This window comes from Sphingomonas sp. CL5.1, from assembly GCF_013344685.1.
GTDB lineage: Bacteria > Pseudomonadota > Alphaproteobacteria > Sphingomonadales > Sphingomonadaceae > Sphingomonas.
Genome location: NZ_CP050137.1, coordinates 4,328,136 through 4,353,779 on the forward strand (window position 1 = coordinate 4,328,136; position 25,644 = coordinate 4,353,779).

A 25,644-nucleotide genomic window follows, 5' to 3' on the forward strand; every position below is an offset into this window, starting at 1 on the left:
CGTTCAGGCTCCCGCCCCCAATATCCGGCAGGTCGAACCGCGCCGCGCGGCATCGATCGCCGGGAAACGCGCCGGATCGTCGACGAGGATGCGGATCAGCGCCACGCCGCGCGCGCCCTTCACCCGCACCACCTCCGCGCCGGCCGGCACCACCTGTCCCTCCTGCGCGACCACCACCCGCATCGACTTGCCGCCGTTCTCGACATTATTGCGGATGAAGGCGACGTCGGTGTTCGCCTGGAACACCGACAGCGACCAGTAATTCGCCGGCACCGGCGCGACCGAGATCGCCAGCGGCCCCTTCGACAGGTCGAATGCGCAGGACGAATAAGCGAGATCGGGGCTGGGCCGCACCACCGCGCGCGACTTGTCGGTGGCGAGCGGCATATGCCCGAAGCCGTTCATCCCCAGCTCGGCCATTCGCGACACCGCCGCGCTCATCAGCATCTGCGGCGTGCGCGAAAGCGTGACGAAATAAGTGACGACCGCCAGCACCACCGCCAGCACGACCGGTCCCGCCCAGCGCCGCATCATGCGCATGCCTCCCGCCGGATGCTCGGCAACTGGTCGCGCGCCGGATTGGTCCTGCCTTCATCGGGCGGCAGATAGGTGCGCACGGTCAGCTCGAAATGGTCGAGGCCGGCGGTGGGCAGCCAATGCCCGGCCTGTTGCTTCGGCGACACCAGCACCGTCCAGCGCCCCTGCTCCACCGGCGGGATCGCCGCGCTCTCGATCGAATAGGGTCCGTCGCCGGCGAGATAGCCGTCGCCGTCGTAGAGCGTCATGCTCCACCACCGCCCCGGCAGCATGCCGCCGGTGACCCGATAGCTGCACCGCCCGTCGAGCGAGCGGCCTGCATCGTCCGTCGCCGCCGTGTAATAGCGCGCCTCCCGCGCCGGCAGCGCGAGCAGCCCGCGCCGCGCGACCACCGCCCGCGTCCGCGCGCTCTGGTCGGCGGTGCCGAAATCCATGCCCGTCGTCCACGGGCCGATCATCACATTGGAACCGAGCGCGCCGGCGCGCACGACATGGATCGCGCCCGCCAGCCCGGCCACCACGCCCACCACCGCAAGGATCAGATAGCGGACGTATGGCCTCATGCGCGCTCCCCTATTTGTTCAGCGCCGCCTGTGCTGCCGCCAGGCGTGCGATCGGCACACGATAGGGCGAGGCGGAGACGTAATCCAGCCCCACCGATTCGCAGAAGGCGATCGAGGCCGGATCGCCGCCATGTTCGCCGCAAATGCCGAGCTTGATTCCCGGCCGGGTCGATCGCCCGCGCTGGGCCGCGATCTGCACCAGCTCGCCCACGCCCTCCACGTCGAGGCTGACGAACGGATCGCGCGCGTAGATGCCCTTCTCGACATACGTGGTGAGGAACCGGGCGGCATCGTCGCGGCTGACGCCGAGCGTCGTCTGCGTCAGGTCGTTGGTGCCGAAGGAGAAGAACTCGCCGGCCTCCGCGATCTCGGCGGCGCGCAGCGCGGCGCGCGGCAGCTCGATCATCGTGCCGACGAGATAATCGACGCGCTTGCCGCGCTCCGCGAACACCGCCTCGGCGGTGCGATCGACCACCGCCTTCATCAGCTCCAGCTCGCGCTTGGTGGCGACCAGCGGGATCATCACCTCCGGGATCGGCGCCTCGCCGGACTTCTCCGCCACGTCCAGCGCCGCCTCGAAGATCGCGCGCGCCTGCATCTCGTAGATTTCGGGATAGGTGACGCCGAGGCGGCAACCGCGATGGCCGAGCATCGGGTTGAACTCGTGCAGCTCCGCCGCGCGGCGCTTGAGCGTCTCAACGTCCACCCCGGCCGCCGCCGCGACCTCGGCGAACTCCGCCTCCTCATGCGGCAGGAACTCGTGCAGCGGCGGATCGAGCAGGCGGATCGTCACCGGCAGGCCGGCCATGACTTCAAGGATCTCCACGAAATCCTTGCGCTGTTCCGGCAGGAGCTTCTCCAGCGCCGCGCGCCGCCCCGCCTCATCCGCCGCGAGGATCATCTGGCGCACCGCGGTGATCCGCGCCGCATCGAAGAACATATGCTCCGTGCGGCACAGGCCGACGCCCTCCGCGCCGAAATCACGCGCGGTGCGGCAATCGAGCGGCGTCTCGGCATTGGCGCGCACCTTGAGGCGGCGCACCTGATCGGCCCATTGCATCAAGGTGCCGAAATCGCCCGCCAGCTCGGGCTGGATCGTGGCGACCTCGCCCGCCATCACCTCGCCGGTCGCGCCGTCGATCGTGACGATCTCGCCCTCGCGCACCTCGCGCCCGCCGACCCGCGCGATCTTCGCCCTGGAGTCGATCGACAGCGCGCCCGCGCCGGAAACGCAGGGGCGGCCCATGCCGCGCGCCACCACCGCCGCGTGGCTGGTCATGCCGCCGCGCGCGGTGAGGATGCCCTTCGCCGCGTGCATCCCGTGGATGTCTTCCGGCGAGGTTTCGGTGCGGACGAGGATCACCGCCTTGCCGTCCGCCGCCCAGCGCTCGGCCGTGTCGGCGTCGAACACCGCCGCCCCGCTCGCCGCGCCCGGCGAGGCGGGCAGGCCCTTGGTCAGCACGTCGCGCGTGGCATCGGGATCGAGCGTCGGGTGGAGCAGCTGGTCGAGCGCCTGCGGATCGACGCGCGCGATCGCCTCCTCGCGCGTGATGAGGCCGGCATCCGCCATCTCCACCGCGATCTTCAGCGCGGCCTTGGCGGTGCGCTTGCCCGAGCGCGTCTGGAGCATCCAGAGCTTCCCCGCCTCGACGGTGAACTCGATGTCCTGCATGTCGCGGTAATGGTTTTCGAGCCGGTCGAACACGGCGGCCAGCTCGCCATAGACCGCCGGCATCGCCTCCTCCATCGAGGCGGCCTTCGCGCCAGCCGTCTCGCGCGCGGCCTTCGTCAGATATTGCGGCGTGCGGATGCCCGCCACCACGTCCTCGCCCTGCGCGTTGATGAGGAACTCGCCGTAATAGGCATTGTCGCCGGTCGAGGGATCGCGGGTGAAGGCGACGCCCGTCGCCGAGGTGTCGCCCATGTTGCCGAACACCATCGCCTGCACGTTGACCGCCGTGCCCCAGTCGCCCGGAATATCGTTGAGCCGGCGATAGACCTTGGCGCGCTCCGACTGCCACGAGCCGAACACCGCGCCGATCGCGCCCCAGAGCTGGTCATGCACGTCCTGCGGGAAAGGCTTGCCCCATTCCTGCTCGACCAGCTTCTTGTATTCGCCGACCAGCGCCTTCCAGTCCTCGGCCGCCATCTCGGTATCGAGGGTGAAGCCCTTGTCCTCCTTGGCGATCTCCAGCGCTTCCTCGAACGCGCCGTGGTCAAGCTCCAGCACGACGTCCGAATACATCTGGATGAAGCGGCGATAGCTGTCCCACGCGAAACGCTCGTCGCCGGAAACCTTGGCCAGCCCCTCGACCGTCGCGTCGTTGAGGCCGAGGTTGAGCACCGTGTCCATCATGCCCGGCATCGACACGCGCGCGCCGGAGCGGACCGACACCAGCAGCGGCCCCGCACCCGCGGCCGAGGCATCGCCGAACTTCTTGCCCGTAACCGCCTCGATATGCGCGATGCCCTGCGCCACCTCGGCGCGGAGCGATTCCGGGAATTGCTCGCCGTCGTCGTAATAGCGCGTGCACATCTCGGTCGAGATGGTGAAGCCCGGCGGCACCGGCAGGCCGATCGAGGCCATTTCCGCCAGATTCGCGCCCTTCCCGCCGAGCAGGAACTTGTCCCCCTTGCCCCCGTCTGAAACGCCACCACCGAACCGATAGACGTATTGCGTCATGTCCAATCCCTAAGTGTCTGTTTTCGCTGCGGGAGCGAAAGGTCTGGAAGGCGAGGGCGCGATTATCCCTCGATTCTGGAGAAATCCGCGACGCTGTGCACCGCAGCACGAACGCGCGCAAGCAGCGCGAGCCGGGCGTCGCGCTTGACGGGATCGGCGTCATTGACCGTCACCGTATCGAAAAAGGCGTCGATCGGCGCGCGCAGCGTGGCGAGCGCCGCCATCGCCGCCTCGAAATCCTCATTGGCGACCGCGCGCGCGGCGGCCGGCTCGGCGGCGTCGAGCGCCGCGATCAGCGCCGCTTCGTCGGGCTCCGGGGTCTGATTCACGCGGCCCGGCTCGTACTTCTCTTTCTTGAGGATGTTGGCCGCGCGCTTGTATCCCGCGAGCAGGTTCGCGCCGTCATCGGTGCCGATGAACGATTGCAGCGCATGGACACGCGCGAGCAGGCGGACGAGATCGTCCTCCCCGCCGAGCGCGAACACCGCGTCGATCAGGTCATGCCGGACGCCCGCCTCGCGCTGCTGGACCTTGAGGCGGTCGGCGAAGAATCGGGTAACTTCATCCGCATGTGTGCCAGCGAAGAAAAGCGCCTTGGTGACCGCATCGTCAGCACTGCTTTGAGCGCCTTTCGTTCCCAGCAAACCGGAAATCGGACTATCGAGTGCAGCCGCGACGTGAACATCCATCAGTCGCTGACCGACATCGGACAGCCCCTCACTCAAAACCTTATCAATTGAACCCGCAATATCGTGATGTGCGGGTTCGCTCGCCCAACCAAGCAACATCATTGTGAACAGAAATCGGTCGAAATCCAAACGAATGCCGATTTTAAGTATGATACTAATGCAGCCCAAGGCGGCCCGTCGCAAAGCAAACGGATCTCGCGACCCACTCGGGCGCTCATCAATGCCGAAGAAACTCGAAATCGTATCGAGCTTATCCGCCAGCGACACCGCCACCGTAACCGGCGCGGTCGGCACGTCATCGCCCTGTCCGACCGGCTTGTAGTGATCGCGGATCGCCTCGGCCACTTCGCGCGGCTCACCCTGCGCGGCGGCGTAGTATCCGCCCATCAGGCCCTGAAGCTCGGGGAACTCGCCGACCATGCCGGTGACGAGATCGGCCTTGCACAATTCCGCCGCGCGGCGCGCCAGCTTCGGATCGCAACCGGGGACGATCTTTTCCGTCGCCAGCCATTCCGCCAGCTTCGCGACGCGCTCCACCTTGTCGGCGACGGTGCCGAGCTTTTCGTGGAAGACGATCTTCTCCAGCTTCTTCGCCTGCACCTCCAGCGGCACCTTGAGGTCCGTCTCGTAGAAGAAGCGCGCATCCGAAAGCCGCGCGGCGAGCACCTTGCGGTTGCCCTCGACGATCTTCGCGCCGCCATCGGTCGCGGCGATGTTGGCGGTGCAGACGAAGGCGTTGGCGAGCTTGCCGTGCCCGTCGCGGCAGACGAAATATTTCTGGTTCACCCGCGCGGTGAGCTGGATCACCTCGGGCGGCACCTCAAGGAAGGCCGCGTCGAACCGGCCGAGCAGTGGCACGGGCCATTCGGTCAGCCCGGCATTCTCCGCGACCAGCCCCTCGTCCTCGATCAGTTCCAGCCCGGCCGCGCGCGCCAGCGCGGTCGCGCGGTCGCGGATGATCGCCATGCGCTCGTCCTGATCGACGATGACATGGGCGGCGCGCAGCTTCTCGACATAATCCGCCGCCGAGCCGATCGTGATGACGCCCGGATGGTGGAAGCGATGGCCGAGCGTCGCCGCCCCGCTCTCCACGCCCGCGACGGTGACGGAGACGATTTCGCCCCCGAACAGCGCGACGATGCCGTGCAGCGGGCGGACCCAGCGCTGGCTCTCTGTCGAGCGCGAGTCCGCGCCCCAGCGCATCGACTTGGGCCATGGGAAGGCGCGGATCACCGCCGGGATCGCCGCTGCCAGCACCTCCGCCGTCGCGCGGCCGGGGCGTTCGGTGACGGCGAACAGCACGCCGTCGCGCTCCTCCAGTTGCTCGCGCGTCAGGCCGGTCTTGCGCAGGAAGCCCTCCAGCGCCTGCGGCGGGGCGGATGCGCGCGGCCCCTTGATTTCCTCGCGCACCGCCTCGGTCGCGTCGGGCAGGCCGCGCAGGATCAGCGCGAGGCGGCGCGGGGTGGCCCAGGTAACCGTCTCCGCCGCAGAGATGCCGGATTGCGCCAGCTCGGCCGCGAACAGGCGGGCGAGGTCCTCGCGCGCCTTGGCCTGCATCCGGGCGGGGATTTCCTCCGAGCGGAGTTCGAGCAGGAAATCGGTCACGCGGCATTCCATTCGGGATATTTCGCCTGCCATGCGGGCGTGTTCTTCTCGATCCACGCCGCGCAGCTCGCCTTGGCCAGATCGCGCACGCGGCCGATATAGGCCTGCCGTTCCGCCACCGAGATCACGCCGCGCGCGTTGAGGAGGTTGAAGATATGGCTCGCCTCGATCGCCTGTTCATAGGCGGCGATCGGCAGCTTGGCGGCCAGCGCGTTCTCGCATTCGGCGGCCGCCTTGCGGAACAGGTCGAACAGCGCGTCGGTATCGGCGACCTCGAAATTCCACGTCGACATCTCGCGCTCGTTCTCGAGGAACACGTCCCCGTAACTGACGCCCTCGTCATTGAAGCGCAGGTCGTACACGTTGTCGACGTTCTGGATATACATCGCCAGCCGTTCGAGCCCGTAGGTCAGCTCGCCCGCCACCGGCTTGCAGTCATAGCCGCCCATCTGCTGGAAATAGGTGAACTGGGTGACTTCCATCCCGTCGCACCACACTTCCCAGCCCAGTCCCCATGCGCCGAGCGTCGGACTTTCCCAATCGTCCTCGACGAAGCGAATGTCGTGGACGCTCATGTCCACGCCGATCGCGGCAAGGCTGCCGAGATAGAGCTGTTGCAGGTCGGGCGGGCTGGGCTTCAGGATCACCTGATACTGGTAATAATGCTGGAGCCGGTTGGGATTCTCGCCATAGCGACCGTCGGTCGGGCGGCGGCTGGGCTGGACGAAGGCGGCGTTCCACGTCTCCGGCCCAAGCGCGCGCAGCGTGGTCGCGGGGTGGAAGGTGCCCGCGCCCATGCGCATGTCATAGGGCTGGAGGATCACGCAGCCGCGCTCGCTCCAGTAATGGTGCAGCCGCAGGATCATGTCCTGGAACGACAGCGGCGCTTCTGTTGACCTCATGTTCATCGCGCGCGGGCAATGACGGATGGCTCGCCAACAGGCAAGGGCGTGAGTAATGCCGTCCCTGCCACTTTGACACGAGGTCCGCGCCGTTGTTCCGTTCCTTCTCCGCTTCTTTCGCCGCCCTCGGCCTCGCCTTCGCCCTCCCCGCCTGCGCGCAGCCGGCCGCGACGAAGGATGCCGATCCCGCCCTGTGGGTGGTGAAGGACAAGGACACGACGATCTATCTGTTCGGCACGATCCATGTGCTGAAACCCGGCCTGTCGTGGTTCGATGAGGCGGTGAAGAAGGCGTTCGACCGCTCCGGCACGCTGGTGCTGGAGATGGTCGAGCCGGACCGTGCGACGCAGCAGAAGGTGGTGCTGTCCAAGGCGTTCGCGCCGGACGGCCCGACGCTCTCCGAGCAGATTCCGCCCGACAAACGCGCGGCGATGGCGAAGGCGCTGACCGACAACGGCCTGTCGCTTTCACAATACGACCGGATGCGGCCGTGGTTCGCGGCGATCACATTGTCGATCCTGCCGCTGGAGAAGATCGGCTACGATCCCGCCAACGGCCCCGAAGGCATCCTCACCCGCGCGGCACAGGCGCAGAAGAAGCAGGTGATCGGGCTGGAGACGTTCGAGGGCCAGATGTCGATCTTCGACAAGCTCTCGCAGAAGGGGCAGATCGAACTGCTCACCTCCACGATCGACGAGTTGCCCAAGGCGCGCGAGAACATGGACAAGATGGTCGACGAATGGGCGCGCGGCCGTCCCGAGGAGCTGGCGAAGGACATGAACGCCTCGCTCAAGGACACGCCGGAAGTGGCGCAGACGCTGCTGCTCGATCGCAACAGGCAATGGGCCGGCTGGATCGCGGAGCGGATGAAGACGCCGGGCACGGTGTTCATCGCGGTCGGCGCGGGACACCTCGCGGGGCAGGGCAGCGTGCAGGAGCAATTGCTGCGCTACAAGCTGAAGGCGGTGCGGATAAAATATTGACGGAATGGGGCACGCCCGCCTCGCCATTGCCTTTTCCTCCATCTCCCGCTAAGCGCGCCGGCTTCCGCCATGGTCATCCCTGGAGGCGTGGCGGGAATCGAACCAATTCGTTTCGGAGAAATGCAATGAGCGACACACTGACGCTCGCAGCCGAGACGCGTGAGCAGGTTGGCAAGGGAGCCTCCCGCGAACTGCGTCGCAACGGCCGCGTCCCCGCCGTGATCTACGGCCAGAACAAGGCGCCCGCCTCGGTCCATCTCGAGGAGAAGGAACTGGTGAAGGCGCTCGGCACCGGGCACTTCATGAACTCGGTCATCATGGTCGCCGGCGAGCGGACGCTGCCGAAGGACGTGCATTTCCATCCGGTGACCGATCGCCCGGTCCATGTCGATTTCCTGCGCATCTCGGCGCACGCCAAGGTGACGGTCGCCGTCCCGGTGGCGTTCACCGACGAGGAAGCGGCTCCCGGCCTCAAGAAGGGCGGCGTGCTCAACATCGTCCGCCACGAGCTGGAGCTGGTGTGCGACGCGGCGGAGATTCCCGCCGAGGTGTCGATCTCGCTCAAGGGCTTCGATGTCGGCGAGTCGGTCCATATCTCGCATGTGACGCTGCCGAAGGGCGCGGCCTCGGCGATCGAGGACCGCGACTTCACCATCGCGACGATCGTCGCCCCGTCGGCGCTGAAGTCGAGCGAAGGCGCGGCCGAGGCCGCCGCCGAGGAGGAAGGCGACAAGGCGGAGTAAACCTCCCGCTTTGTCTGTCGAGCCAATTCCGGGCGGGGCGAGGGCAACCTCCCCCGCCCGTTTCATGTCGGAGGATGCAGGCGTGCAGCTTTGGGTGGGACTCGGCAATCCGGGGCCGCAATATGCGATGCAGCGGCACAATGTCGGCTTCATGGCGCTGGACGCGATCGCCGAGGTCCACGGCTTCGGGCCGGTCGCGAAGAAATTCCACGGCTGGGTGCAGGAGGGGCGGCTGGGATCGGAGAAGATCCTGCTGCTCAAGCCCGCGACCTTCATGAACGAAAGCGGCCGCAGCGTCGGCGAGGCGCTGCGCTTCTACAAGCTCGGGCCGGAGGCGCTGACCGTGTTCCACGACGAGTTGGACCTCGCCCCCTTCCGCGTGAAGGTGAAGATCGGCGGCGGCACGGCGGGGCATAACGGCCTGCGCTCGATCGACCAGCATCTCGGCCCCGATTTCCGCCGCGTGCGGATCGGCATCGGCCATCCGGGGCACAAGGATCGCGTCACCGGTTATGTCCTCGGCAATTACGCCAAGGCGGAGATCGACCCGCTTTCCGACCTGCTCGGCGCGATCGCGGCGGAAGCGCCGTGGCTGGCGAGTGGCGACGATGCGCGGTTCATGAACGACATCGCGCTGCGGCTGGGGAATTGACATGCCCATCCGCACGCTATTCCCCACATTGTTCTACGAAGGCCGCATCGACGACGACGCGCTCCTCGCCGACCTCGACCGGTCCGCCCGCCTGCTGGCGGAGGAGGACGGCGCGGGCCGGGCGTGGTCCCGCGCCAACGGCTATCGCGGCTACACCAGCTACGCCTCGCTGGATGACCTGCCGGCGCGCGATCCCGCCTTCGCCGCACTGAAACGCCGGCTCGACCGGCATGTCGCGGCCTTCGCGAAGGAGCTGCGACTCGAACTCGACGGGCGGCGGCTGAAGCTCGACAGCCTGTGGGTCAATTTGATGAAGCGCCACGCCACGCATAGCGGCCATATCCATCCGCACAGCGTGATCTCCGGCACCTGCTATATCGCCGTCCCGCCCGGATCGGGCGCGCTCAAGCTGGAGGACCCGCGCCTGCCGATGCTGATGGCGGCGCCGCTGCGCCCCGACACCTTCGTCTATGCCGAGCCGGCGCGCGGCAGCGTCTTCCTGTGGGAAAGCTGGCTGCGTCACGAGGTGATGTCGAGCGACGCCAGGGACGAGCGGATCAGCATCAGCTTCAACTATGGCTGAGGCGAATCCCGCCTGCGCCAAATCCTGCTCGCGGATGAACCGTCCGCCCAGAACCCGTTCATCCGCTGGACGTTATGGGGGGTACATAATCGGAGGATGGACGGAGGCATGATGCGATGGCCGGATTTCGCTTTTCCCGCTTCGGCGCGTCGGTGGCGCTTGCCGCGCTGGCGCTCGCCGGGTGCAACCGCGCGGCGCCCAACGAGCAGGCGCTGCTGAACAACCAGAGCGCGGCCGCGCCGCTCCCCAACCTGCCGGCGACGCTGCCGATGACCGACGCGCCCGCCCCGCCCCTTGCGACCGCGCCGCGCGCCACCGCGCTGCCGGACGCGCGCCCGATCCGCGCCGTCCGCGTGCGCGATGCCGGCAGTGGGGCGGAATATGCCTATGCGGACGCGGCCTACCAGTTCGCCGACGCGCTCGGCGAGGCGCCACCCGATTATGGCTTCGACTATGACGGGGTCGAACCATGGGCATGGCAGGGCTATGACGATTCGGTCGTCTTCGCCGAGCCGGTCTCCGGCGGCTACCGCACTTATTACTACCGGCCCGGCGCGGACGAGCCCTATTTCGTCCGCGATCCTTATTATTCATATGGTTACGACGACGGCCAGCTCGCGGTGGTCTATGCGCCCGACGGCGGCGTCGTGCCCTGGGCCGATTACGGGCCGCAGGTGGTCTATGCCTCGCGCTATCTGGTGCGCGGACGCGACCTGTGGCGGGCGTCGTTCGAGCGGCGGATCGCGATCAGCGCGCAGGCCTGGACGGAGCGGCGCAGCGACTGGTTCGCGGAACGGCAGCAATGGGCCGCGACCCGCGCCCGCCAGCCGATGTGGGTCGATTACGCCCGCCAGGATTGGGCCGCGCAACGCCACTGGCAGGCCGAGGAGGCGCGTCGGGCCGCCGATGCGCGCCGCTTCGCCGCCTGGCAGGCGCAGGACTTCCGCCCCGCCCCGCCGCCGCGCGCCATCCCTCCGCAATGGCAACAGGCGTCATGGGCGCGCGACCCGCATCGCTTTGCCCCCGTCGCAGCGGCGGCGGTGGCGGGCGGAGCGGCGGTGGCGGGCGGCATGATGGCGCATAACGCGCAACTCGCCGCCGAGCGCCAGCAAGCGCTCGCCGCGCGCCAGCAGCAACAGGCGCGCCAAGCGCAACTCGTCGACACCGCTCGCATCCAGCAGGAGCAGGTGCGACAGCAACACGCGCTTGTGGAACAACAGCAGCAGGCGCACGCCGACCAGATGCGCCAGCAGGCCATGCGTCTCCAGCAGCAGCAAGCGCGCACGGCCGAAATGAACCAGCGGAGCGTGCAGCAGGCAGCCCGGCAACAGCAAGCCCGTGCCGCCGACATGGCGCACCGCGAGCAAGCCAATGCCGCTCGCGCTCAGCAGCAGGCTCGCGCGGTGGAGATGGATCAGCACCGCGCGCAGCAGGCGGCCCGCATGGAGCAACAACAGCGCGCCCGCGCCGCCGACACCGCGCGCCGCGAGCAAGCCGGCGCCGCTCGCGCCCAGGAAATGCGCGCCCATGCCGAACAGCAGCAGCAAATGCGCGCCGCCGCGATGAGCCAGCGTCGCGAGCAGCAGGTCGCGCGCATGGAGCAGCAGCAACAAGCGCGCGCCGCCGACATGGCGCGCCGCGAACAGGCCAACGCCGCCCGCGCGCAGGAAATGCAGGCGCGCGCGCAACAGCAACAACAGGCTCGTGCCGACCAGGCCGCGCAGCGCGCGGAGATGCAGGCCGTCCGCGCGCAGGAGCAGCATGCCGCGCCGCGTCCGCCCGCGCCTCCGCATCCCTCCGAGCCGCCGCGCCACGGGCCGGAGCGTCCGCGCTGACCGCCGATCGCGTCCCTCGGGCTGGCGCGATGCGGGCGGAGGCTGTACGGCCGCCCGCATCTCCATTCCTTGAGGAACGAACATGGGTTTCCGTTGCGGCATCGTGGGCCTGCCCAATGTGGGCAAGTCCACCCTTTTCAACGCGCTGACCGAGACGGCGGCGGCGCAGGCCGCGAACTATCCCTTCTGCACGATCGAGCCGAACGTCGGCAATGTCGGCGTCCCCGATCCGCGCCTCGCCAAGCTGGCGGCGATCGCCGGATCACAGAAGATCATCGAGACGCAGCTCGCCTTCGTCGACATCGCCGGGCTGGTGCGCGGCGCGTCCAAGGGAGAGGGCCTTGGCAACCAGTTCCTCGGCAACATCCGCGAGGTGGACGCGATCGTTCACGTCCTGCGCTGCTTCGAGGACGGCGACGTGACGCACGTCGAGGGCAAGGTCGATCCGATCGCCGATGCCGAGACTGTGGAGACAGAACTGATGCTCGCCGATCTCGAAAGCCTCGAGAAGCGCGTGCCCAACCTCGTCAAGAAGGGCCAGTCCGGCGACAAGGAATCGAAGATCGCCGCCAGCGTGCTCGGGCAGGCGCTGGAGCTGCTGCGCGAGGGCAAGCCCGCGCGGCTGACCCAGCCGAAGGACGTTGAGGAGGAGCGCGTCTTCGCGCAGGCGCAATTGCTCACCGCCAAGCCGGTGCTCTACGTCTGCAACGTGGAGGAGGAGAATGCCGCGACCGGCAACGCCCATTCCGCGCGCGTATTCGAGAAGGCCGCCGCCGAGGGCGCGGAGGCGGTGGTCGTCTCCGCCGCGATCGAGGCGGAGATCGCCACCATGCCGCAGGAGGATCGCGGCGAGTTCCTCTCCGAGCTTGGCCTTGCCGAGACCGGCCTCGCCCGCGTGATCCGCGCCGGATACAAGCTGCTGCACCTGCTCACCTTCTTCACCGTCGGGCCGAAAGAGGCGCGGGCCTGGACGGTGCCCGCCGGATCGAAGGCGCCGCGCGCCGCCGGGGAAATCCACACCGATTTCGAGCGCGGCTTCATCCGCGCCGAGACGATCGCCTATGACGATTACGTCGCGCTCGGCGGCGAGGCCGGCGCGCGCGAGGCGGGCAAGCTGCGGCAGGAAGGCAAGGAATATGTCGTCCACGACGGCGACGTGATGCTGTTCCGCTTCAACGTGTAAGGCGCGCGACCCGCGCCTTCACCCTTCGAACGCCGCGATTATCGGGCACCCGCCACCCTCCCCCCGCGCGCAGGATCGCGCCAGCCGGGCGAGCGCGTCGCGCGCCGCGCTCAGTTCCGCGATCTTCTCGTCGAGCGCAGCGATGCGCCGCTCGGCCAGCGCGCGCGCCGCCGCGCGATCCTCGCCCGCATCGAGCGCGAGCAGCTCGCCGATCTCCTCCAGCGTGAACCCCGCGCCCTGCGCCGCGCGGATGAAGCGCAGCCGGCGCAGCGCTTCCGCGTCATAGCGCCGGATGCCGCCGTCGATCCCGTGCCCGTTGCGCGGCGGCGTCGCGATCAGCCCGCGCCGCTGGTAATAGCGCACCGTTTCCACCCCGACGCCGCCCGCCTTCGCCAGCGCGCCGATCGTCATCGCCGCCATCGCTTGACTCCGTACCATGGTACAGACCCTATATCGGCGCGTATGGACACCACCGCAAGCAAGCGCGCGACGCTTTATCGCATGGTCATGCCCGGCCATATCTGCCCTTATGGCGTGAAGGCGAAATGGCTGCTCGAACGCCACGGCTATCAGGTTGACGACCGCTGGCTCGCCACCCGCGCCGAAACCGACGCGTTCAAGGCGCAGCATGATGTGAAGACCACGCCGCAGACCTTCATCGATGGCGAGCGCGTCGGCGGCTATGACGACTTGCGCCGCTTCTTCGGCAAGCCCGTCGCGGAGCCGGGCGCGACCAGCTACCGCCCGGTGATCGCGCTGTTCGCGATGACCGCGCTGATGGCGCTCGCGGCGAGCTTCGCGGTGGCGGGCACGCCGTTCACGATCCATGCGGGCGAATGGTTCATCGCGTTCAGCATGTGCGTCCTCGCGCTGCTCAAGCTTCAGGATGTCGAGAAATTCTCCAGCATGTTCGTCAATTACGACCTGCTGGCGCGGCGCTGGGTGCCCTATTCCTATCTCTACCCGTATCTGGAGGGGCTGGCCGGCGTGCTGATGGTCGCGGGCGCGCTGACCTGGCTCGCCGCCCCGGTCGCGCTGGTCATCGGCGGGATCGGCGCGGTTTCGGTGTTCAAGGCGGTCTATGTCGAACGGCGCGCATTGAAATGCGCCTGCGTCGGCGGATCGTCGAACGTGCCGCTCGGCTTCGTCTCGCTGACCGAGAATGTGATGATGATCGCGATGGCGCTGTGGATGCTGGCGCGGATGCACTGAGCGATTGCGAGGCAGGTGGAATCACCTGTCGGCTCGGAAATCTCGGCAAACAAAGAAAAATAGCGCGCCGAAAATCTGCCTTTCACCTGTCATGGACGCGGCGTAAGCGAGTGGGGATGATCGCCCGTACCCTCGCGCTTTCCGCGCTGCTCGCCGTCGGCGCCTGCGCCTATCCGTACAGCCCGCATGCGCTGCCGCCGATCAGCCAGCCCGCGCCGCGCATTTCCGGCGCACCCATCGCGGCGGCGACGGCACAGGCCGCGCAGCGCGTGCCCGTCATCCTCGTGTCGATCGACGGCTTCCGCCCCGATTATCTCGATCGCGGCGTCACGCCCAATCTCTCGCGCCTCGCGGCGGACGGCGTGTCGGCGGCGATGCGCCCGTCCTTCCCGTCCAAGACCTTCCCCAACCACTGGACGCTCGTCACCGGGCTGCGGCCGGACCGGCACGGCATCGTCGCGAACAATATGGAGGACCCGACTCGCCCCGGCGAGAAATTCACCATGGCGACCGATGACCCCTTCTGGTGGAACGCCGCCGAGCCGATCTGGGTGACGGCGCAGAAGGCGGGGATTCCCGCCGCCGCGATGTTCTGGCCCGGCTCGAATGTCGGCTGGGGCGGGGTGCGGGGCAGCGAATGGCCCAACACCGTCCAGGGCGGGATGCGGCCCGACGACTGGCAGCAGTTCACCCAGCAGATGCCCGGCGAGAACCGCGTCCGCGCGGTGATCGACTGGCTGCGCCGCCCGCCCGCGACGCGCCCCGGCTTCATCACGCTCTATTTCGACACCGTGGACACCGCCGGCCACCAATATGGCCCGGCGAGCCAGCAGGTGACTGATGCGGTGGCGCAAGTCGACCGCTGGATCGGCGATCTCGTCGCCGGCCTCGCCGAACTGCGCCAGCCCGCCAATCTGGTGATCGTTGCCGATCACGGCATGGCCCCCACTTCCAGCGATCGGGTGATCGCGCTCGATAAGCTCGTCAGCCCGGACGACGCGCGGCTGATCGAGGCCGGCCCCTATGCCAGCTTCGAGCCGGTTCCCGGCCATGAGCGCGCGGTGGAGGCGGCGCTGCTCAAGCCGCACGCGCACCTTACCTGCTGGAGGAAGAGCGATATTCCGGTGCGCTTCCACTACGGCAGCAACCCGCGCGTCCCGCCGTATTTCTGCCTTGCCCAGGATGGCTGGATAACGATGAAGACCGCACCGACCAGCGCCTTCACGCGCGGCGAGCACGGCTATGACAACGATCAGGCCGATATGCGCGCGCTGTTCATCGCCAGCGGCCCGGCCTTCGCCAGCGGCAGGAAGCTGCCGACGTTCGACAATGTCGACGTGGCGCCGCTGCTGCGCGACCTGCTCGGATTGCCGGCGGGCAGGGCTCTCGACGGCACCGACGCACCATTTCGCGCTGCGCTGAATCAACGATAAGCGAGAGGATGAGGATGCAATATTTCGAGGATATACCGGTCGGCGCGAAGTCGAGCTTCGGCAGCTATCAGGTGACGCGGGAGGAAGTGATCGCCTTCGCGGAGAAATACGATCCGCAGCCCTTCCACCTTTCCGACGAGGCGGCCGCGCAGACGCATTTCGGGCGGCTCTCGGCAAGCGGCTGGCATACCTGCGCGATGGTGATGTCGATGATCGTGGAAAATCTGAAGAACCACCGGCAGGCCGGGCTTGGCTCCCCCGGCGTCGACGAGTTGCGCTGGCTCAAGCCGGTCTATCCCGGCGACACCCTGCGCTGCGAAACCGAGGTGATCGAGAAGCGCCAGTCGCGGAGTCGGCCCGAGATGGGCATCTTCAAGAGCCGCATGACCGTGCTCAACCAGCATGACGTGCCGGTGATGACGATGGTGTCGAACGGCCTGATCCGCACCCGGCCGGACGCGGCGGCGGGGTGATCGCGGCGCTTGCCCACGGTCCCTCGTTTGCTATGATTGGCGCAGGCTCGGCCCGCGCCTCCTCCCTCCGATCGGGGAAGTATCATCCATACGGGGCAGGCGATCGTCGAACCGTCCATTCGGGCAGCGCATAAGGAGGGGATTGCGTCCACGCCCGGCATGGAGGTTTTCGCCAATGACGCTCTCCGCCCCGATCCATCGCCTGAAGCGCCGCGCCAGATTGCTGGCGCGCGACCGGAATATCCCGCTGCACGCCGCACTCGATCATGTCGCCCGTCTGGAAGGCTTCGCCGCATGGAGCCTGCTTTCCGCCACGGTCGCGACGAATAGGCCTCTGCTCGCCAGGCTCAGCGAAGGCGACCTGCTCCTGCTTGCCGCCCGTCCCGGACACGGCAAGACGCTGCTTGGGCTGCGCTTGCTGATCGACGCCGCGCGCGCGGGCAAGAGAAGCGTCCTCTTCACGCTCGAGTTCAGCGAGTCGCAGGCGCGAACCCACCTTGGCGCGCTGGCTCCGGATGCCCAGGCTGCGGCGATCGAGATCGTGACATCCGACGATATCTGCGCCGACTACGTGATCCGCCACCTTTCCGACGCATCGCGCGGAACGGTCGCGGTGATCGATTATCTGCAAATCCTCGACCAGCATCGGAGCAAGCCGGCGCTCGGGGAGCAGATCGCCGCGCTTCACGCTTTCGCGCGAAGCAACGGCGTCATCCTGACGTTCATCGCCCAGATCGACCGCTCATACGATCCCGCGCGCGAGCCATTGCCGGACCTGGCCGATATCCGCCTGCCCAATCCGCTGGATATAACCCTGTTCTCCAAAGCCTGCTTCCTTCACGAGGGCAGGATGCGCTTCCAGCCGCTCACCTGACGCAACCGGCCGGCGCGCAAGCGCCGGCTGGCCATCGTTAGCCCGTTCAGCGGTGCGGCGGCGGCCCACCGCGAGGGCCGCGCCCGCCAAAGTTGCCGCCGCCACGGTTATGGAAGTCGTGCCAGTTCGGGCGAGGGTTGGGGCGCGGGCCGGCGCCGTTGCCGTTGCCGCCGGGCCGGTTATGCCAGTAATTATTGCCCCGGCCCTCCCAATAGCGCCGCTGGTCGTCATTCCAGCGATATGGCCGGCGATAATGGTCGTACACATAGACGCCGGTGCCGGGATAATAATAGTCGCCGTACCAGCCCCAATAGCCGGGGTCGTAGCTGTCGTAATATCCAGGCCCGTAACCGACCGACATGCCGCCATAGCCATAGTCGCCGGCGCAGGCCGAAACGCCCAGCCCCGCTGCCCCGACCAGCGCCACCAGCATGATCCGCTTGCGATCCATCGTCCTTCTCCCTCGTTTCCGGGGGCGGCCGGGAAGCCGCCAGCGGTCATCCAAAGATCGAACGCAAACGGCTGTCGCGCCGCCCACGTTCCTGATTGTAGCGGATTATCGCGCGCAGCGGGTGAAGCGACGCTGAATTGACCCTTTCTCTCCCGTTCAGGTTCGACGGACCGATAGAGGGCGTCGCCGGATCGGGAGCTAATGCCCCGGAAAGCTCACCAGCGCATCCACCTGCACCCCGTCCGCCGCCAGCGCCGCCGCGCCGCCGAGATCGGGGAGGTCGATCAGGAACTGCGCCTGTGTCACCACCGCGCCGGCCGTGCGCAGCAGGCGGATCGCGGCGCGGGCGGTGCCGCCGGTGGCGATGAGGTCGTCGACCAGCAGAACGCGCGCGCCCGGCGCAAGCGCGTCGGCGTGCATCGCGATCCGGTCCTGCCCGTATTCGAGCGCATAATCCTCGGCGATGGTTGCGCCGGGCAATTTGCCGTCCTTGCGGATCAGCAGCACACCGGCGCCGAGCGGCACCGCCAACGCGGCGGCGAACAGGAATCCGCGCGCCTCGATTCCGGCGACCAGATCGACCGGACCGTCAGTCGCCGCCACCATCCGCTCGACGCACGCCGCCAGCCCCCGCGGCGACAGGAGCAAGGTGGTGATGTCGCGGAACTGGACGCCCGGCTTGGGGAAATCCGGGATGGTGCGAATCAGCGCCTTCAGATCGTCATTCAACGGCACCTCCATCGGCGCGCCCAAGCGGCCGGACCCTTATATCGTCCAAACGCGAAACGGCGGCCGGGGTATCACCACGGCCGCCGCTTCGTCACCTGCTCCCTCATGCGAAGGTGCCGGGCGTCCTCAATGCTTCATGTCGCGCCACACGTTCTGATAGGCGCCCCAGGTGAGGAACATGAAGATCGCGAGGAAGATCACCGAGGCGAACCCGGCGCCGTGACGCGATTCCAGGTTCGGCTCGGCCGTCCAGGTCAGGAAGGCGGCGACATCGCGCGCCATCTGATCCTTGGTCGCCTTGGTGCCGTCGGCATAGGTGACCTGACCGTCCTGCGTCAGCGGCGGCGGCATCGCGATGTTCAGGTTCGGGAACACCGGGTTGTAATGCAGCCCCTTCGGCGTCACCGAGCCGGGGAATTCCTTGACCAGGTCGGCCGGCTGGTCGCGATAGCCCAGCAGCAGCGCGTGGACATAGTTCGGGCCGTTCTCGCGCGCCTTGGCGATCAGCGAGAGGTCCGGCGGCAGCGCGTTGTTGTTCGCGGCGCGCGCGGCGACCTCGTTGGCGAACGGCGACGGGAACGGATCGGCCGGCACGTTCTTGCGCGTGGCGGGCTCGCCCGTGTCCGGGTTGATCGACGGCTGCTCGGTCGCCCAGCCGGCGGCGATCGCTTTTACCTGCGCGTCGGAATAGCCGATCTTGGTGAGATCGCGGAAGTGGACGAACTTCAGCGAGTGGCAGGCCGAGCAGACTTCCTTGTAGACTTGGAAGCCGCGCTGGACCTGCTGCCGGTCGAAGGTGCCGAACAGGCCGGCGGACTTCAGCCCGGCGTCCTCCGGATGGATGCGATAGACCTCTTCGGCCGTTTCCGGCGCGGGATCGGTGATCGCGGTCTTCACCGTGCCGAACAGCGCGAAGCCGAGCGCCGCGACGAACGCCGCGCCGATCAGGAGTGCGATGGTACGAACCATTGTCTTGTCAGTCCCCCGTTCGGCTCAGTGCGCCAGCGCGGTTTCGGCCGGCGACGTTCCGCCATGCTTCGCCAGCACCGCTTCGGTGATCGAGTTGGGCAGCGGCCGCGGCCGCTCCGAACGCGCCACCCATGGCAGGATGATCAGGAAGTGCGCGAAATAATAGATCGAGGCGATCTGCCCCATGATGACGTTGCGCGCGATCGGCTCCGCCCCGCCGACATAGCCGAGCACCAGCACGTCGATGAGCAGCACGAGCAGGAACCAGCGATAGGTCGGCCGGTAGTTGGCCGAGCGCACCGGCGAGGAATCCAGCCACGGCAGGAAGAACAGCAGCAGGATCGAGCCGAACATCGCCAGCACGCCCCACAGCTTCGCCGGGATCCACAGGAAGTTGAAGGTGAACGACTTCAGGATCGCGTAGAACGGCAGGAAATACCATTCGGGCACGATGTGCGCCGGCGTCGAGAGCGGGTTCGCCTCGATGTAATTGTCCGGGTGGCCGAGCAGGTTCGGCGAGAAGAACACCAGCAGCGCGAATACCAGGAAGAAGGCGCCGACGCCGACGCCGTCCTTCGCCGTGTAATAGGGATGGAACGGCACCGTGTCCTGCTCGCCCTTCACGTCCACGCCGGTCGGGTTGTTCGAGCCGGGGATGTGGAGCGCCCAGATGTGCAGGATGATGACCGCCGCGATCACGAACGGCAGCAGATAGTGCAGCGAGAAGAAGCGGTTGAGCGCGGCATTGTCCGGCGCGAAACCGCCCAGCAGCCAGATGCGGACCGTCTCGCCCACGCCGGGGATCGCCGAGAAGAAGCCGGTGATGACCTGCGCGCCCCAGAAGCTCATCTGCCCCCATGGCAGCACATAGCCCATGAAGGCGGTGGCCATCATGAGGAGGAAGATCACCACGCCGAGCAGCCACACCATCTCGCGCGGCGCCTTGTACGAGCCGTAATAGAGGCCGCGCCCGATATGGACATAGACCACCGCGAGGAACATCGACGCGCCGTTGGCGTGCGCATAGCGCAGGAACCAGCCGCCGTTGACGTCGCGCATGATATGCTCGGTCGAGCCGAAGGCGACCAGCGCGTTGGGCGCGTAATGCATCGCCAGCACCACGCCGGTGACGATCTGGCATACCAGCGCCACGCCGGCGAGCACGCCGAAGTTCCACCAGTAATTGAGGTTGCGCGGCACCGGATAGCCGGCGCCGATCGCGTTATAGACGAGGCGCGGCAGCGGCAGCTTCTCGTCCAGCCACCGCATCAGCGGCTGCTTCGGCTCATAATGCTTGGCCCAGGGAAAGCTCATCTTGCGCTACCTCAACCGACCGTTACGGCCGTGTCAGACTTGAAAGTATAGGGGGGCACGAACAGGTTCAGTGGCGCCGGCCCCTGCCGGATGCGCGCGGCCGTGTCATAGGCCGAGCCGTGGCACGGGCAGAAATAGCCGCCGAACGGCCCGCGATTCTCGCCCTCGCCCGCGCCCAGCGGTACGCAGCCGAGATGGGTGCACACGCCGAGCGTGATGAGCCAGTTCTTCTTGCCCGGCTTGGTGCGCTGCTCCAGCGTCTGCGGATCGCGCAGGATGCTGAGCGGCACCGCGTCGGCCTCCGCGATCTCCTTCGGCGTCAGGTTGCGCACGAACAGCGGCTGCTTGCGATAGATCGTCTTGATCGCCTGGCCCGGCGCGATCTTGGACAGATCAACCTCGGTGGTCGCCTGCGCCAGCACGTCGGCGGACGGGTTCATCTGGTTGATGAGCGGCAGGACGATGACGCCCGCGCCCACGCCCGCCCAGGCGACCGCCGCGATATTGATGAAATCGCGCCGACGGGGATCGTGGCCTTCCTCGAGATAGGGAGCTGGGTTCTCACCCGGGGGAATCGTGTTTTCGACCGTCGCCATTCGCTAACCCTTGTCCCTTCCTGCCGGGGCGGGTGCACGGTAACGGATGTCGATCCTCCCACGCCCGCCTCATGTCCACCGTCCCCACGGAGGCACGGGCCTGATAACCGCGACCCCCGCCCCTGCCAACAGCATTTTGCGCAAAACCGCCAACTCGCCCCCACCGCCCTTCCGCCGGGCGCCGTCGCGGGCTAACCGCGCGCCATGCGCATCGCCCTGTACGAGCCGGACATCGCCGGCAATGTCGGCACGATCCTGCGGCTCGCCGCCTGCATGGGCGTCGGCGTCGACCTGATCGAGCCGATGGGCTTCCCGTGGAGCGATCGCGCGCTCGCCCGCGCCGGGATGGACTATGCCGCCGCCGTGGCGGTGACGCGCCATGCCGACTGGGCGGCCTTCGCGGCGCGGGCGACGGGCCGGATCGTGCTCGCCACCACCAGCGGGGCGATTCCCCTGCCCGACGCCGCGTTCAGACCCGACGACGTGCTGCTGTTCGGCTCGGAAGGCGCCGGCGTGCCGCAGGCGGTCCATGATCGCGCGGACATGCGCGTGCGCGTCCCGATGCATGCCGGCTTCCGCTCGCTCAACGTCGCGGTGTCGGCGGCGATGGTGCTGGGCGAGGCGCTGCGCCAGACCGGCGGCTGGGCGGCGTGATTCGGCCGTGCCAGCTCACCGCCTCGCCAGCTTCGCGCGGCCTTCCCTACGCCGCCGCCTCGGCATAACGGCTGACCATCGACGCCAGCCGGCCCTCAATGATCTCCTCCGCCTCGGCGACGATGCGGTCGACCAGTTCCCTGACGGTGGGGATATCGTCGATCAGGCCCTGCACCATGCCGGCGGACCAGATGCCGCCGTCGGTATCGCCATTCTCCATCGCCGCGAGGCCGCGCTTGCCGGCGACGAGGTGCTGCACGTCCTCGAACTTCGCACCCCCGCGGCGCTCGATCGCGACGACCTCCTGGCTCACCGCGTTCTTCATGACGCGCGCGGTGTTGTGCAGCGTGCGGAAGATCAGGTCGGTGGCGCGCTCGTCGTTCGCCACCATCTGCTGCTTGAAGCTCTCGGGGATCTCGGCCTCTTTCGTGACGCAGAAGCGCGTGCCCATGTTGATGCCGTCCGCGCCGAGCGCGAGCGCCGCGACCAGCCCGCGCGCGTCGCCGAACCCGCCCGACGCGAGCATCGGCACCTTCACCCTGTTCGCCGCCGCCGGGATCAGGATCAGGCCGGGGATATCGTCCTCGCCCGGATGGCCCGCGCATTCGAAGCCGTCGATCGAGATCGCGTCCACGCCCATCCGCTCGGCGGAGAGCGCGTGGCGGACGGCGGTGCATTTGTGGATCACCTTGATGCCGTGCGCCTTGAAGTCGTCGACATGCTCCTGCGGCTTGTAGCCGGCGGTCTCGACGATCTTCACCCCGCCCTCGATGATCGCGCGGCGATATTCGGCATAGGGCGGCGGGGTGATCGTCGGCAGGATCGTGAGGTTCACGCCGAACGGCTTGTCGGTCAGGTCGCGGCAGCGCGCGATCTCCTTCGCCAGCGCCTCGGGCGTCGGCTGGGTCAGCGCGGTGATGAAGCCGAGCGCGCCGGCATTGGCGACGGCGGCGACCAAAGGCGCGCGGCCGACCCACTGCATCCCGCCCTGCGCGATCGGATGCTCGACCCCGAAAGCCTCGGTGAAGCGCGTCTTGAGCATGTTCCCTCTCCCCTAACCTACCATAACAGATGTTACGCCGATTCGCCGCGCCGCCGCAAGCCCTGCCGGCGGGGCGGCGGCCCTACTCCTGCGCCGCGCCGATCGCCTGCCAGCCGGAGCGCGGGCGGATCTGGCTCTCCGTGCGATAGTCCACATCCTCCCAGCCCAATCCGGCGAATTCCTTCCGCTTCGGCCCGAGATAGCCGAACAGGAACGCCGCCACCTTGCGCATCTGGATCTCCTCCGCGCCCTCGGTGATGCGGTAGCGGCGATGGTGGCGGTAGATATGCTCGAACGGCTTGTGCCGCGAATAGCCGATGCCGCCATGCACCTGCATCGCCCGGTCCGCCGCCTCGCAGCACAGGCGGTTCGCCCAGTAATTGCACATCGAGACCTTGTCGGAGAGGCGCTTCTCCACCTCCGGATGGGGCATCTGGTCCATCTCCCACGCGGTCTTGCGGATGAGGAGGCGCAGCATCTCCGCCTGCGTCGCCAGCTCGACCAGCGGGAACTGGATCGCCTGGTTCTTCGCCAGGTCCTCGCCGAACGGCTTGCGCTGGCGGGCGTAGCGCACCGCTTCCTCGATGCAATAGACCGCCGCGCCGAGCGAGGAGGCCGCCTGCCGGATGCGGTTCTCATGGACGAAGCTCTGCGCCAGCGGCAGGCCGTTGTCGACCGGCCCGAACACCGCGCTGTCCGGCACCCATACGTCGGTGAAGCTGACGCGCGGATGATCGGTCGGCATGTTGAAGGTCCACAGATATTCCTCGACCTTCACGCCCGGCGCATCGGCGGGGACGAGGAAGCAGGTGATGCCCCGCGCCGCGCCATCCTCCCCGGCGGTGCGGGCGAAGAGGGCGCAATGCGTCGCCTCGTGCATCCCGGTGGTCCACATCTTCTCGCCGTCGATGCGCCAGCCCGCCGCGCCGTCGCGCTCCTCGCGCACCGCCCGCGTCTCCATATGCGTCGCGTCGGAGCCGTGGTCCGGCTCGGTCAGGCCGAAGGTGACGCGGCGCGTGCCGTCGAGCGTGCCGGGGATGAACTCCGCCTTCTGCTCGTCCGTCCCGAAATCGTCGAACATCTTGGCGAAGGGATTGTTGGCGACGATCGAATGCTCGTTCTGGAGATCGTTGTGCAGCCCCAGCCCCTTGGAGGCGAGATATTCGCGGATCACGCACATCCACAGGTTGCTGCCGCCCTTGCCGCCGAACTTGGGCAACAGCGCGAAGCGCAGGTGCCCGGCCTTGTCCGCGCGCCGCTTCGCCTCGCGCAGCAGCGCTTCCCATTCATGACGCGGCAGGCCGCCGTTCTCGAAATCGGTGCGCGCCCATTCGCGGCGGTGATCGAAGAAGCGGATATTGTCGTCCGCCTGCTCCAGCGGCTTGATTTCCGCCTCGATGAAGGCATCCAGCTCGGCGAGATAGTCGACCAGTTCCCGGGGCAGCGCGAAATCCATTTGATCCTCTCCGGACAATCCTTAGAACACTATGCAATTTGACGCGGCGCGGCGGAAATGGCCAGCCCGAAACGACAGGGAAGCAGATGACGGACGTCGAGGAAAGGCTTGCGGCGCTGGCGCCGGTGCTGGCGGGGGGCGAGGCGCGGATCGCGGACCTTTCGCTCCTCACCGGCGGGGCGAGCATGGAGACATGGGCGTTCACGCTCGTCCTGGCGTCGGGCGAATCGCGCGCGCTGATCCTGCGCCGGGGCAATTCGCCGCTCGCCGCCCATCCGGGCAGCAAGCCGCCGCTCAGGATCGAGGCCGAGCTGATCGCCGCCGCCGTGGCGCACGGCGTCCCCGCGCCCGAGGTGGTCCACATCTGCGACGCGGCGGACGGGCTGGGCGAGGCCTATGTCATGGCGCGCGTCTCGGGCGAGACGCTCGGCAAGCGAATCGCGACCGACCCGGCCTTCGACGCGATCCGTCCGAAGCTGGCGCGGCAATGCGGCGAAGCGCTGGCGCGCATCCACGCGACGCCGCCGGTGGCGGAGCTGGCCGCGCTCGACGTGCGCACCACGCTCGCCAATTACGAGGAGACGTGGCGCGCCTCCGGCGCCGTCCGCCCGACGATCGAGGCGGCCTTCCGCTGGCTGGAGCGGCGCGTGCCCGAGACGACCGACCTCACGCTGGTCCACGGCGATTTCCGCAACGGCAATCTGATGATCGATCCCGCGACCGGCCTCGCGGCGGTGCTCGACTGGGAGCTGGCGCATGTCGGCGACCCGGCGGAGGATATCGGCTGGATCTGCACCAACAGCTGGCGCTTCGGCCGGCCGGAACATCGCGTCGGCGGGTTCGGCGGCCTCGACGACCTGCTCGCCGGCTATGAGGCGGCGGGCGGCGCGCCGATCGCACCGGAGCGGGTCGATTTCTGGCAGATGCTCGGCAGTCTAAAATGGGGCGTGATGACCACCATGATGCACGCGCGCTGGGCCGCCGACCCCGCCGCCGGGCCGGAGCGCGGGGTGATCGGCCGCCGCCTTTCGGAAACCGAGGCCGATATCGTCGCCATCATCGAACGGAGCGCCGCATGATCTCCCATCCCACCGCGCGGGCGCTGGTCGAGGGCGTCTCCCGCTGGCTGCCGGTCGACGGCAGCGCGAGCGGCTTCACGCTGCGCGTCGCGCGCAACGCGCTGGAGATCGCCGCGCGCGACATGGCGCTCGGCCCCGCCGCGGACGCGCGCGCGGCGGAGCGCATCGCCGCGCTGCTCGGATGCGATGTCGGCGACCGCGACTCGCTCGACCGGCTGCTGGTGGAGGCGATCCGCGCCGGATCGATCGCTCCGGACGATTCGCGACTCGTCGCCCATATGAAGGCCTGCGCGCTCGACTCACTCGCGATCGACCAGCCGAGATATGCGCACGAATTGAAGTAACCCGCCTGTACCGGAACGGGACGCGCCATCCGCAAATTAACCTTTAATTAACAACGCAGA

General features: G+C 67.9%; 26 protein-coding genes. 13 read left to right on the top strand and 13 right to left on the bottom strand.

Annotated elements, in window-relative coordinates; translation table 11 throughout:
* Window positions 1–3: 3 nt before the first annotated feature.
* The 5 genes from F9288_RS20685 to F9288_RS20705 all read right to left on the bottom strand — a co-directional run bounded on the left by F9288_RS20685 (window position 4) and on the right by F9288_RS20705 (window position 6,979).
* Entirely contained in the window at window positions 4–534 is a 531-nt protein-coding gene (locus F9288_RS20685) for a DUF1254 domain-containing protein (protein ID WP_174838563.1), read from the bottom strand.
* Complete coding sequence (locus F9288_RS20690; protein WP_174838565.1) at window positions 531–1,100, bottom strand: DUF1214 domain-containing protein; 570 nt, start codon at window positions 1,098–1,100, stop codon at window positions 531–533. The genes F9288_RS20685 and F9288_RS20690 overlap by 4 nt, the downstream gene beginning before the upstream one ends.
* Before the next feature lie 10 nt (window positions 1,101–1,110).
* A complete protein-coding gene (gene ppdK / locus F9288_RS20695; RefSeq protein ID WP_174838567.1) occupies window positions 1,111–3,783 on the bottom strand; it encodes a pyruvate, phosphate dikinase in 2,673 nt (890 codons plus the stop codon).
* Window positions 3,784–3,845: 62 nt separating this feature from the next.
* Entirely contained in the window at window positions 3,846–6,077 is a 2,232-nt protein-coding gene (gene glyS / locus F9288_RS20700) for a glycine--tRNA ligase subunit beta (RefSeq protein ID WP_254620990.1), read from the bottom strand.
* The gene (locus F9288_RS20705; RefSeq protein ID WP_254620991.1) at window positions 6,074–6,979 is read right to left on the bottom strand and encodes a glycine--tRNA ligase subunit alpha; all 906 of its coding nucleotides are present in this window, start codon (window positions 6,977–6,979) and stop codon (window positions 6,074–6,076) included. The genes glyS and F9288_RS20705 overlap by 4 nt, the downstream gene beginning before the upstream one ends.
* A 92-nt stretch (window positions 6,980–7,071) precedes the next feature.
* On the opposite strand from F9288_RS20705, the gene F9288_RS20710 reads away from it, so the two are divergent.
* The 6 genes from F9288_RS20710 (at window position 7,072) to ychF (ending at window position 12,958) form a co-directional block, all read left to right on the top strand.
* Window positions 7,072–7,962 (top strand): TraB/GumN family protein, encoded by an 891-nt coding sequence (locus tag F9288_RS20710; RefSeq protein ID WP_174838570.1) that lies wholly within the window; start codon window positions 7,072–7,074, stop codon window positions 7,960–7,962.
* 125 nt (window positions 7,963–8,087) lie between these two features.
* A complete protein-coding gene (locus F9288_RS20715; RefSeq protein WP_174838572.1) occupies window positions 8,088–8,705 on the top strand; it encodes a 50S ribosomal protein L25/general stress protein Ctc in 618 nt (205 codons plus the stop codon).
* An 82-nt stretch (window positions 8,706–8,787) separates the two neighbouring features.
* Window positions 8,788–9,357: an aminoacyl-tRNA hydrolase gene (pth, locus tag F9288_RS20720; protein ID WP_174838574.1), complete on the top strand. Its 570-nt coding sequence runs from the start codon at window positions 8,788–8,790 to the stop codon at window positions 9,355–9,357.
* A gap of 1 nt (window position 9,358) precedes the next feature.
* Entirely contained in the window at window positions 9,359–9,940 is a 582-nt protein-coding gene (locus F9288_RS20725) for a TIGR02466 family protein (protein ID WP_174838576.1), read from the top strand.
* A 116-nt stretch (window positions 9,941–10,056) separates the two neighbouring features.
* Window positions 10,057–11,775 (top strand): hypothetical protein, encoded by a 1,719-nt coding sequence (locus tag F9288_RS20730; protein ID WP_174838578.1) that lies wholly within the window; start codon window positions 10,057–10,059, stop codon window positions 11,773–11,775.
* 82 nt (window positions 11,776–11,857) lie between these two features.
* Entirely contained in the window at window positions 11,858–12,958 is a 1,101-nt protein-coding gene (gene ychF / locus F9288_RS20735; protein WP_174838579.1) for a redox-regulated ATPase YchF, read from the top strand.
* An 18-nt stretch (window positions 12,959–12,976) separates the two neighbouring features.
* On the opposite strand, the gene F9288_RS20740 is transcribed toward ychF, so the two are convergent.
* A complete protein-coding gene (locus tag F9288_RS20740; protein WP_254620992.1) occupies window positions 12,977–13,396 on the bottom strand; it encodes a MerR family DNA-binding protein in 420 nt (139 codons plus the stop codon).
* A gap of 24 nt (window positions 13,397–13,420) precedes the next feature.
* Here F9288_RS20740 and F9288_RS20745 point away from each other — a divergent pair, with 24 nt between their 5' ends.
* From F9288_RS20745 to F9288_RS20760, 4 genes are all read left to right on the top strand, one after another.
* Complete coding sequence (locus tag F9288_RS20745) at window positions 13,421–14,170, top strand: glutaredoxin family protein (protein ID WP_174838581.1); 750 nt, start codon at window positions 13,421–13,423, stop codon at window positions 14,168–14,170.
* 116 nt (window positions 14,171–14,286) lie between these two features.
* Complete coding sequence (locus tag F9288_RS20750) at window positions 14,287–15,603, top strand: ectonucleotide pyrophosphatase/phosphodiesterase (protein ID WP_174838582.1); 1,317 nt, start codon at window positions 14,287–14,289, stop codon at window positions 15,601–15,603.
* Between the two features lie 14 nt (window positions 15,604–15,617).
* Window positions 15,618–16,076, top strand: a complete 459-nt coding sequence (locus F9288_RS20755) for a MaoC family dehydratase (protein ID WP_174839237.1) — start codon at window positions 15,618–15,620, stop codon at window positions 16,074–16,076.
* Between the two features lie 175 nt (window positions 16,077–16,251).
* A complete protein-coding gene (locus F9288_RS20760) occupies window positions 16,252–16,950 on the top strand; it encodes a DNA helicase (protein ID WP_174838584.1) in 699 nt (232 codons plus the stop codon).
* Window positions 16,951–16,996: 46 nt separating this feature from the next.
* Here F9288_RS20760 and F9288_RS20765 read toward each other — a convergent pair whose 3' ends face one another.
* The 5 genes from F9288_RS20765 to petA all read right to left on the bottom strand — a co-directional run bounded on the left by F9288_RS20765 (window position 16,997) and on the right by petA (window position 21,009).
* Complete coding sequence (locus F9288_RS20765) at window positions 16,997–17,401, bottom strand: hypothetical protein (protein WP_174838586.1); 405 nt, start codon at window positions 17,399–17,401, stop codon at window positions 16,997–16,999.
* Between the two features lie 198 nt (window positions 17,402–17,599).
* Window positions 17,600–18,142: an adenine phosphoribosyltransferase gene (locus F9288_RS20770; protein ID WP_174838587.1), complete on the bottom strand. Its 543-nt coding sequence runs from the start codon at window positions 18,140–18,142 to the stop codon at window positions 17,600–17,602.
* 114 nt (window positions 18,143–18,256) lie between these two features.
* Window positions 18,257–19,099: a cytochrome c1 gene (locus F9288_RS20775; protein WP_174838589.1), complete on the bottom strand. Its 843-nt coding sequence runs from the start codon at window positions 19,097–19,099 to the stop codon at window positions 18,257–18,259.
* 24 nt (window positions 19,100–19,123) lie between these two features.
* Window positions 19,124–20,413, bottom strand: a complete 1,290-nt coding sequence (locus F9288_RS20780) for a cytochrome b N-terminal domain-containing protein (RefSeq protein ID WP_174838590.1) — start codon at window positions 20,411–20,413, stop codon at window positions 19,124–19,126.
* 11 nt (window positions 20,414–20,424) lie between these two features.
* Complete coding sequence (petA, locus tag F9288_RS20785; RefSeq protein WP_174838592.1) at window positions 20,425–21,009, bottom strand: ubiquinol-cytochrome c reductase iron-sulfur subunit; 585 nt, start codon at window positions 21,007–21,009, stop codon at window positions 20,425–20,427.
* A 204-nt stretch (window positions 21,010–21,213) separates the two neighbouring features.
* Here petA and F9288_RS20790 point away from each other — a divergent pair, with 204 nt between their 5' ends.
* A complete protein-coding gene (locus F9288_RS20790) occupies window positions 21,214–21,663 on the top strand; it encodes a tRNA (cytidine(34)-2'-O)-methyltransferase (RefSeq protein WP_174838594.1) in 450 nt (149 codons plus the stop codon).
* 46 nt (window positions 21,664–21,709) lie between these two features.
* Here the strand turns inward: F9288_RS20790 and F9288_RS20795 are convergent, their stop codons facing one another.
* Together F9288_RS20795 and F9288_RS20800 are read right to left on the bottom strand one after the other, a co-directional pair.
* Window positions 21,710–22,705 carry a nitronate monooxygenase family protein gene (locus F9288_RS20795; protein WP_174838595.1) on the bottom strand — a complete coding sequence of 332 codons (996 nt, stop codon included), beginning with the start codon at window positions 22,703–22,705 and terminating at the stop codon, window positions 21,710–21,712.
* 82 nt (window positions 22,706–22,787) lie between these two features.
* Window positions 22,788–24,161, bottom strand: coding sequence for an acyl-CoA dehydrogenase family protein (locus F9288_RS20800; protein ID WP_174838597.1), 1,374 nt, complete (start codon window positions 24,159–24,161; stop codon window positions 22,788–22,790).
* A gap of 86 nt (window positions 24,162–24,247) precedes the next feature.
* On the opposite strand from F9288_RS20800, the gene F9288_RS20805 reads away from it, so the two are divergent.
* Both F9288_RS20805 and F9288_RS20810 read left to right on the top strand, forming a co-directional pair.
* Complete coding sequence (locus tag F9288_RS20805) at window positions 24,248–25,240, top strand: phosphotransferase family protein (protein ID WP_174838598.1); 993 nt, start codon at window positions 24,248–24,250, stop codon at window positions 25,238–25,240.
* Window positions 25,237–25,584, top strand: coding sequence for a DUF6285 domain-containing protein (locus tag F9288_RS20810; RefSeq protein ID WP_174838600.1), 348 nt, complete (start codon window positions 25,237–25,239; stop codon window positions 25,582–25,584). The genes F9288_RS20805 and F9288_RS20810 overlap by 4 nt, the downstream gene beginning before the upstream one ends.
* Window positions 25,585–25,644 lie beyond the last annotated feature (60 nt).

Excerpts from the sequence above, each read along its gene's own strand:
- F9288_RS20685 (WP_174838563.1), bottom strand. The coding sequence starts at position 534 with ATGATGCGGCGCTGGGCGGGACCGGTCGTGCTGGCGGTGGTGCTGGCG.
- F9288_RS20690 (WP_174838565.1), bottom strand. The coding sequence starts at position 1,100 with ATGAGGCCATACGTCCGCTATCTGATCCTTGCGGTGGTGGGCGTGGTG.
- ppdK (WP_174838567.1), bottom strand. The coding sequence starts at position 3,783 with ATGACGCAATACGTCTATCGGTTCGGTGGTGGCGTTTCAGACGGGGGC.
- F9288_RS20705 (WP_254620991.1), bottom strand. The coding sequence starts at position 6,979 with ATGAGGTCAACAGAAGCGCCGCTGTCGTTCCAGGACATGATCCTGCGG.
- F9288_RS20715 (WP_174838572.1), top strand. The coding sequence starts at position 8,088 with ATGAGCGACACACTGACGCTCGCAGCCGAGACGCGTGAGCAGGTTGGC.
- F9288_RS20725 (WP_174838576.1), top strand. The coding sequence starts at position 9,359 with ATGCCCATCCGCACGCTATTCCCCACATTGTTCTACGAAGGCCGCATC.
- F9288_RS20730 (WP_174838578.1), top strand. The coding sequence starts at position 10,057 with ATGGCCGGATTTCGCTTTTCCCGCTTCGGCGCGTCGGTGGCGCTTGCC.
- ychF (WP_174838579.1), top strand. The coding sequence starts at position 11,858 with ATGGGTTTCCGTTGCGGCATCGTGGGCCTGCCCAATGTGGGCAAGTCC.
- F9288_RS20740 (WP_254620992.1), bottom strand. The coding sequence starts at position 13,396 with ATGGTACGGAGTCAAGCGATGGCGGCGATGACGATCGGCGCGCTGGCG.
- F9288_RS20745 (WP_174838581.1), top strand. The coding sequence starts at position 13,421 with ATGGACACCACCGCAAGCAAGCGCGCGACGCTTTATCGCATGGTCATG.
- F9288_RS20750 (WP_174838582.1), top strand. The coding sequence starts at position 14,287 with ATGATCGCCCGTACCCTCGCGCTTTCCGCGCTGCTCGCCGTCGGCGCC.
- F9288_RS20755 (WP_174839237.1), top strand. The coding sequence starts at position 15,618 with ATGCAATATTTCGAGGATATACCGGTCGGCGCGAAGTCGAGCTTCGGC.
- F9288_RS20760 (WP_174838584.1), top strand. The coding sequence starts at position 16,252 with ATGACGCTCTCCGCCCCGATCCATCGCCTGAAGCGCCGCGCCAGATTG.
- F9288_RS20765 (WP_174838586.1), bottom strand. The coding sequence starts at position 17,401 with ATGGATCGCAAGCGGATCATGCTGGTGGCGCTGGTCGGGGCAGCGGGG.
- F9288_RS20770 (WP_174838587.1), bottom strand. The coding sequence starts at position 18,142 with ATGGAGGTGCCGTTGAATGACGATCTGAAGGCGCTGATTCGCACCATC.
- F9288_RS20775 (WP_174838589.1), bottom strand. The coding sequence starts at position 19,099 with ATGGTTCGTACCATCGCACTCCTGATCGGCGCGGCGTTCGTCGCGGCG.
- F9288_RS20780 (WP_174838590.1), bottom strand. The coding sequence starts at position 20,413 with ATGAGCTTTCCCTGGGCCAAGCATTATGAGCCGAAGCAGCCGCTGATG.
- petA (WP_174838592.1), bottom strand. The coding sequence starts at position 21,009 with ATGGCGACGGTCGAAAACACGATTCCCCCGGGTGAGAACCCAGCTCCC.
- F9288_RS20790 (WP_174838594.1), top strand. The coding sequence starts at position 21,214 with ATGCGCATCGCCCTGTACGAGCCGGACATCGCCGGCAATGTCGGCACG.
- F9288_RS20795 (WP_174838595.1), bottom strand. The coding sequence starts at position 22,705 with ATGCTCAAGACGCGCTTCACCGAGGCTTTCGGGGTCGAGCATCCGATC.
- F9288_RS20800 (WP_174838597.1), bottom strand. The coding sequence starts at position 24,161 with ATGGATTTCGCGCTGCCCCGGGAACTGGTCGACTATCTCGCCGAGCTG.
- F9288_RS20805 (WP_174838598.1), top strand. The coding sequence starts at position 24,248 with ATGACGGACGTCGAGGAAAGGCTTGCGGCGCTGGCGCCGGTGCTGGCG.
- F9288_RS20810 (WP_174838600.1), top strand. The coding sequence starts at position 25,237 with ATGATCTCCCATCCCACCGCGCGGGCGCTGGTCGAGGGCGTCTCCCGC.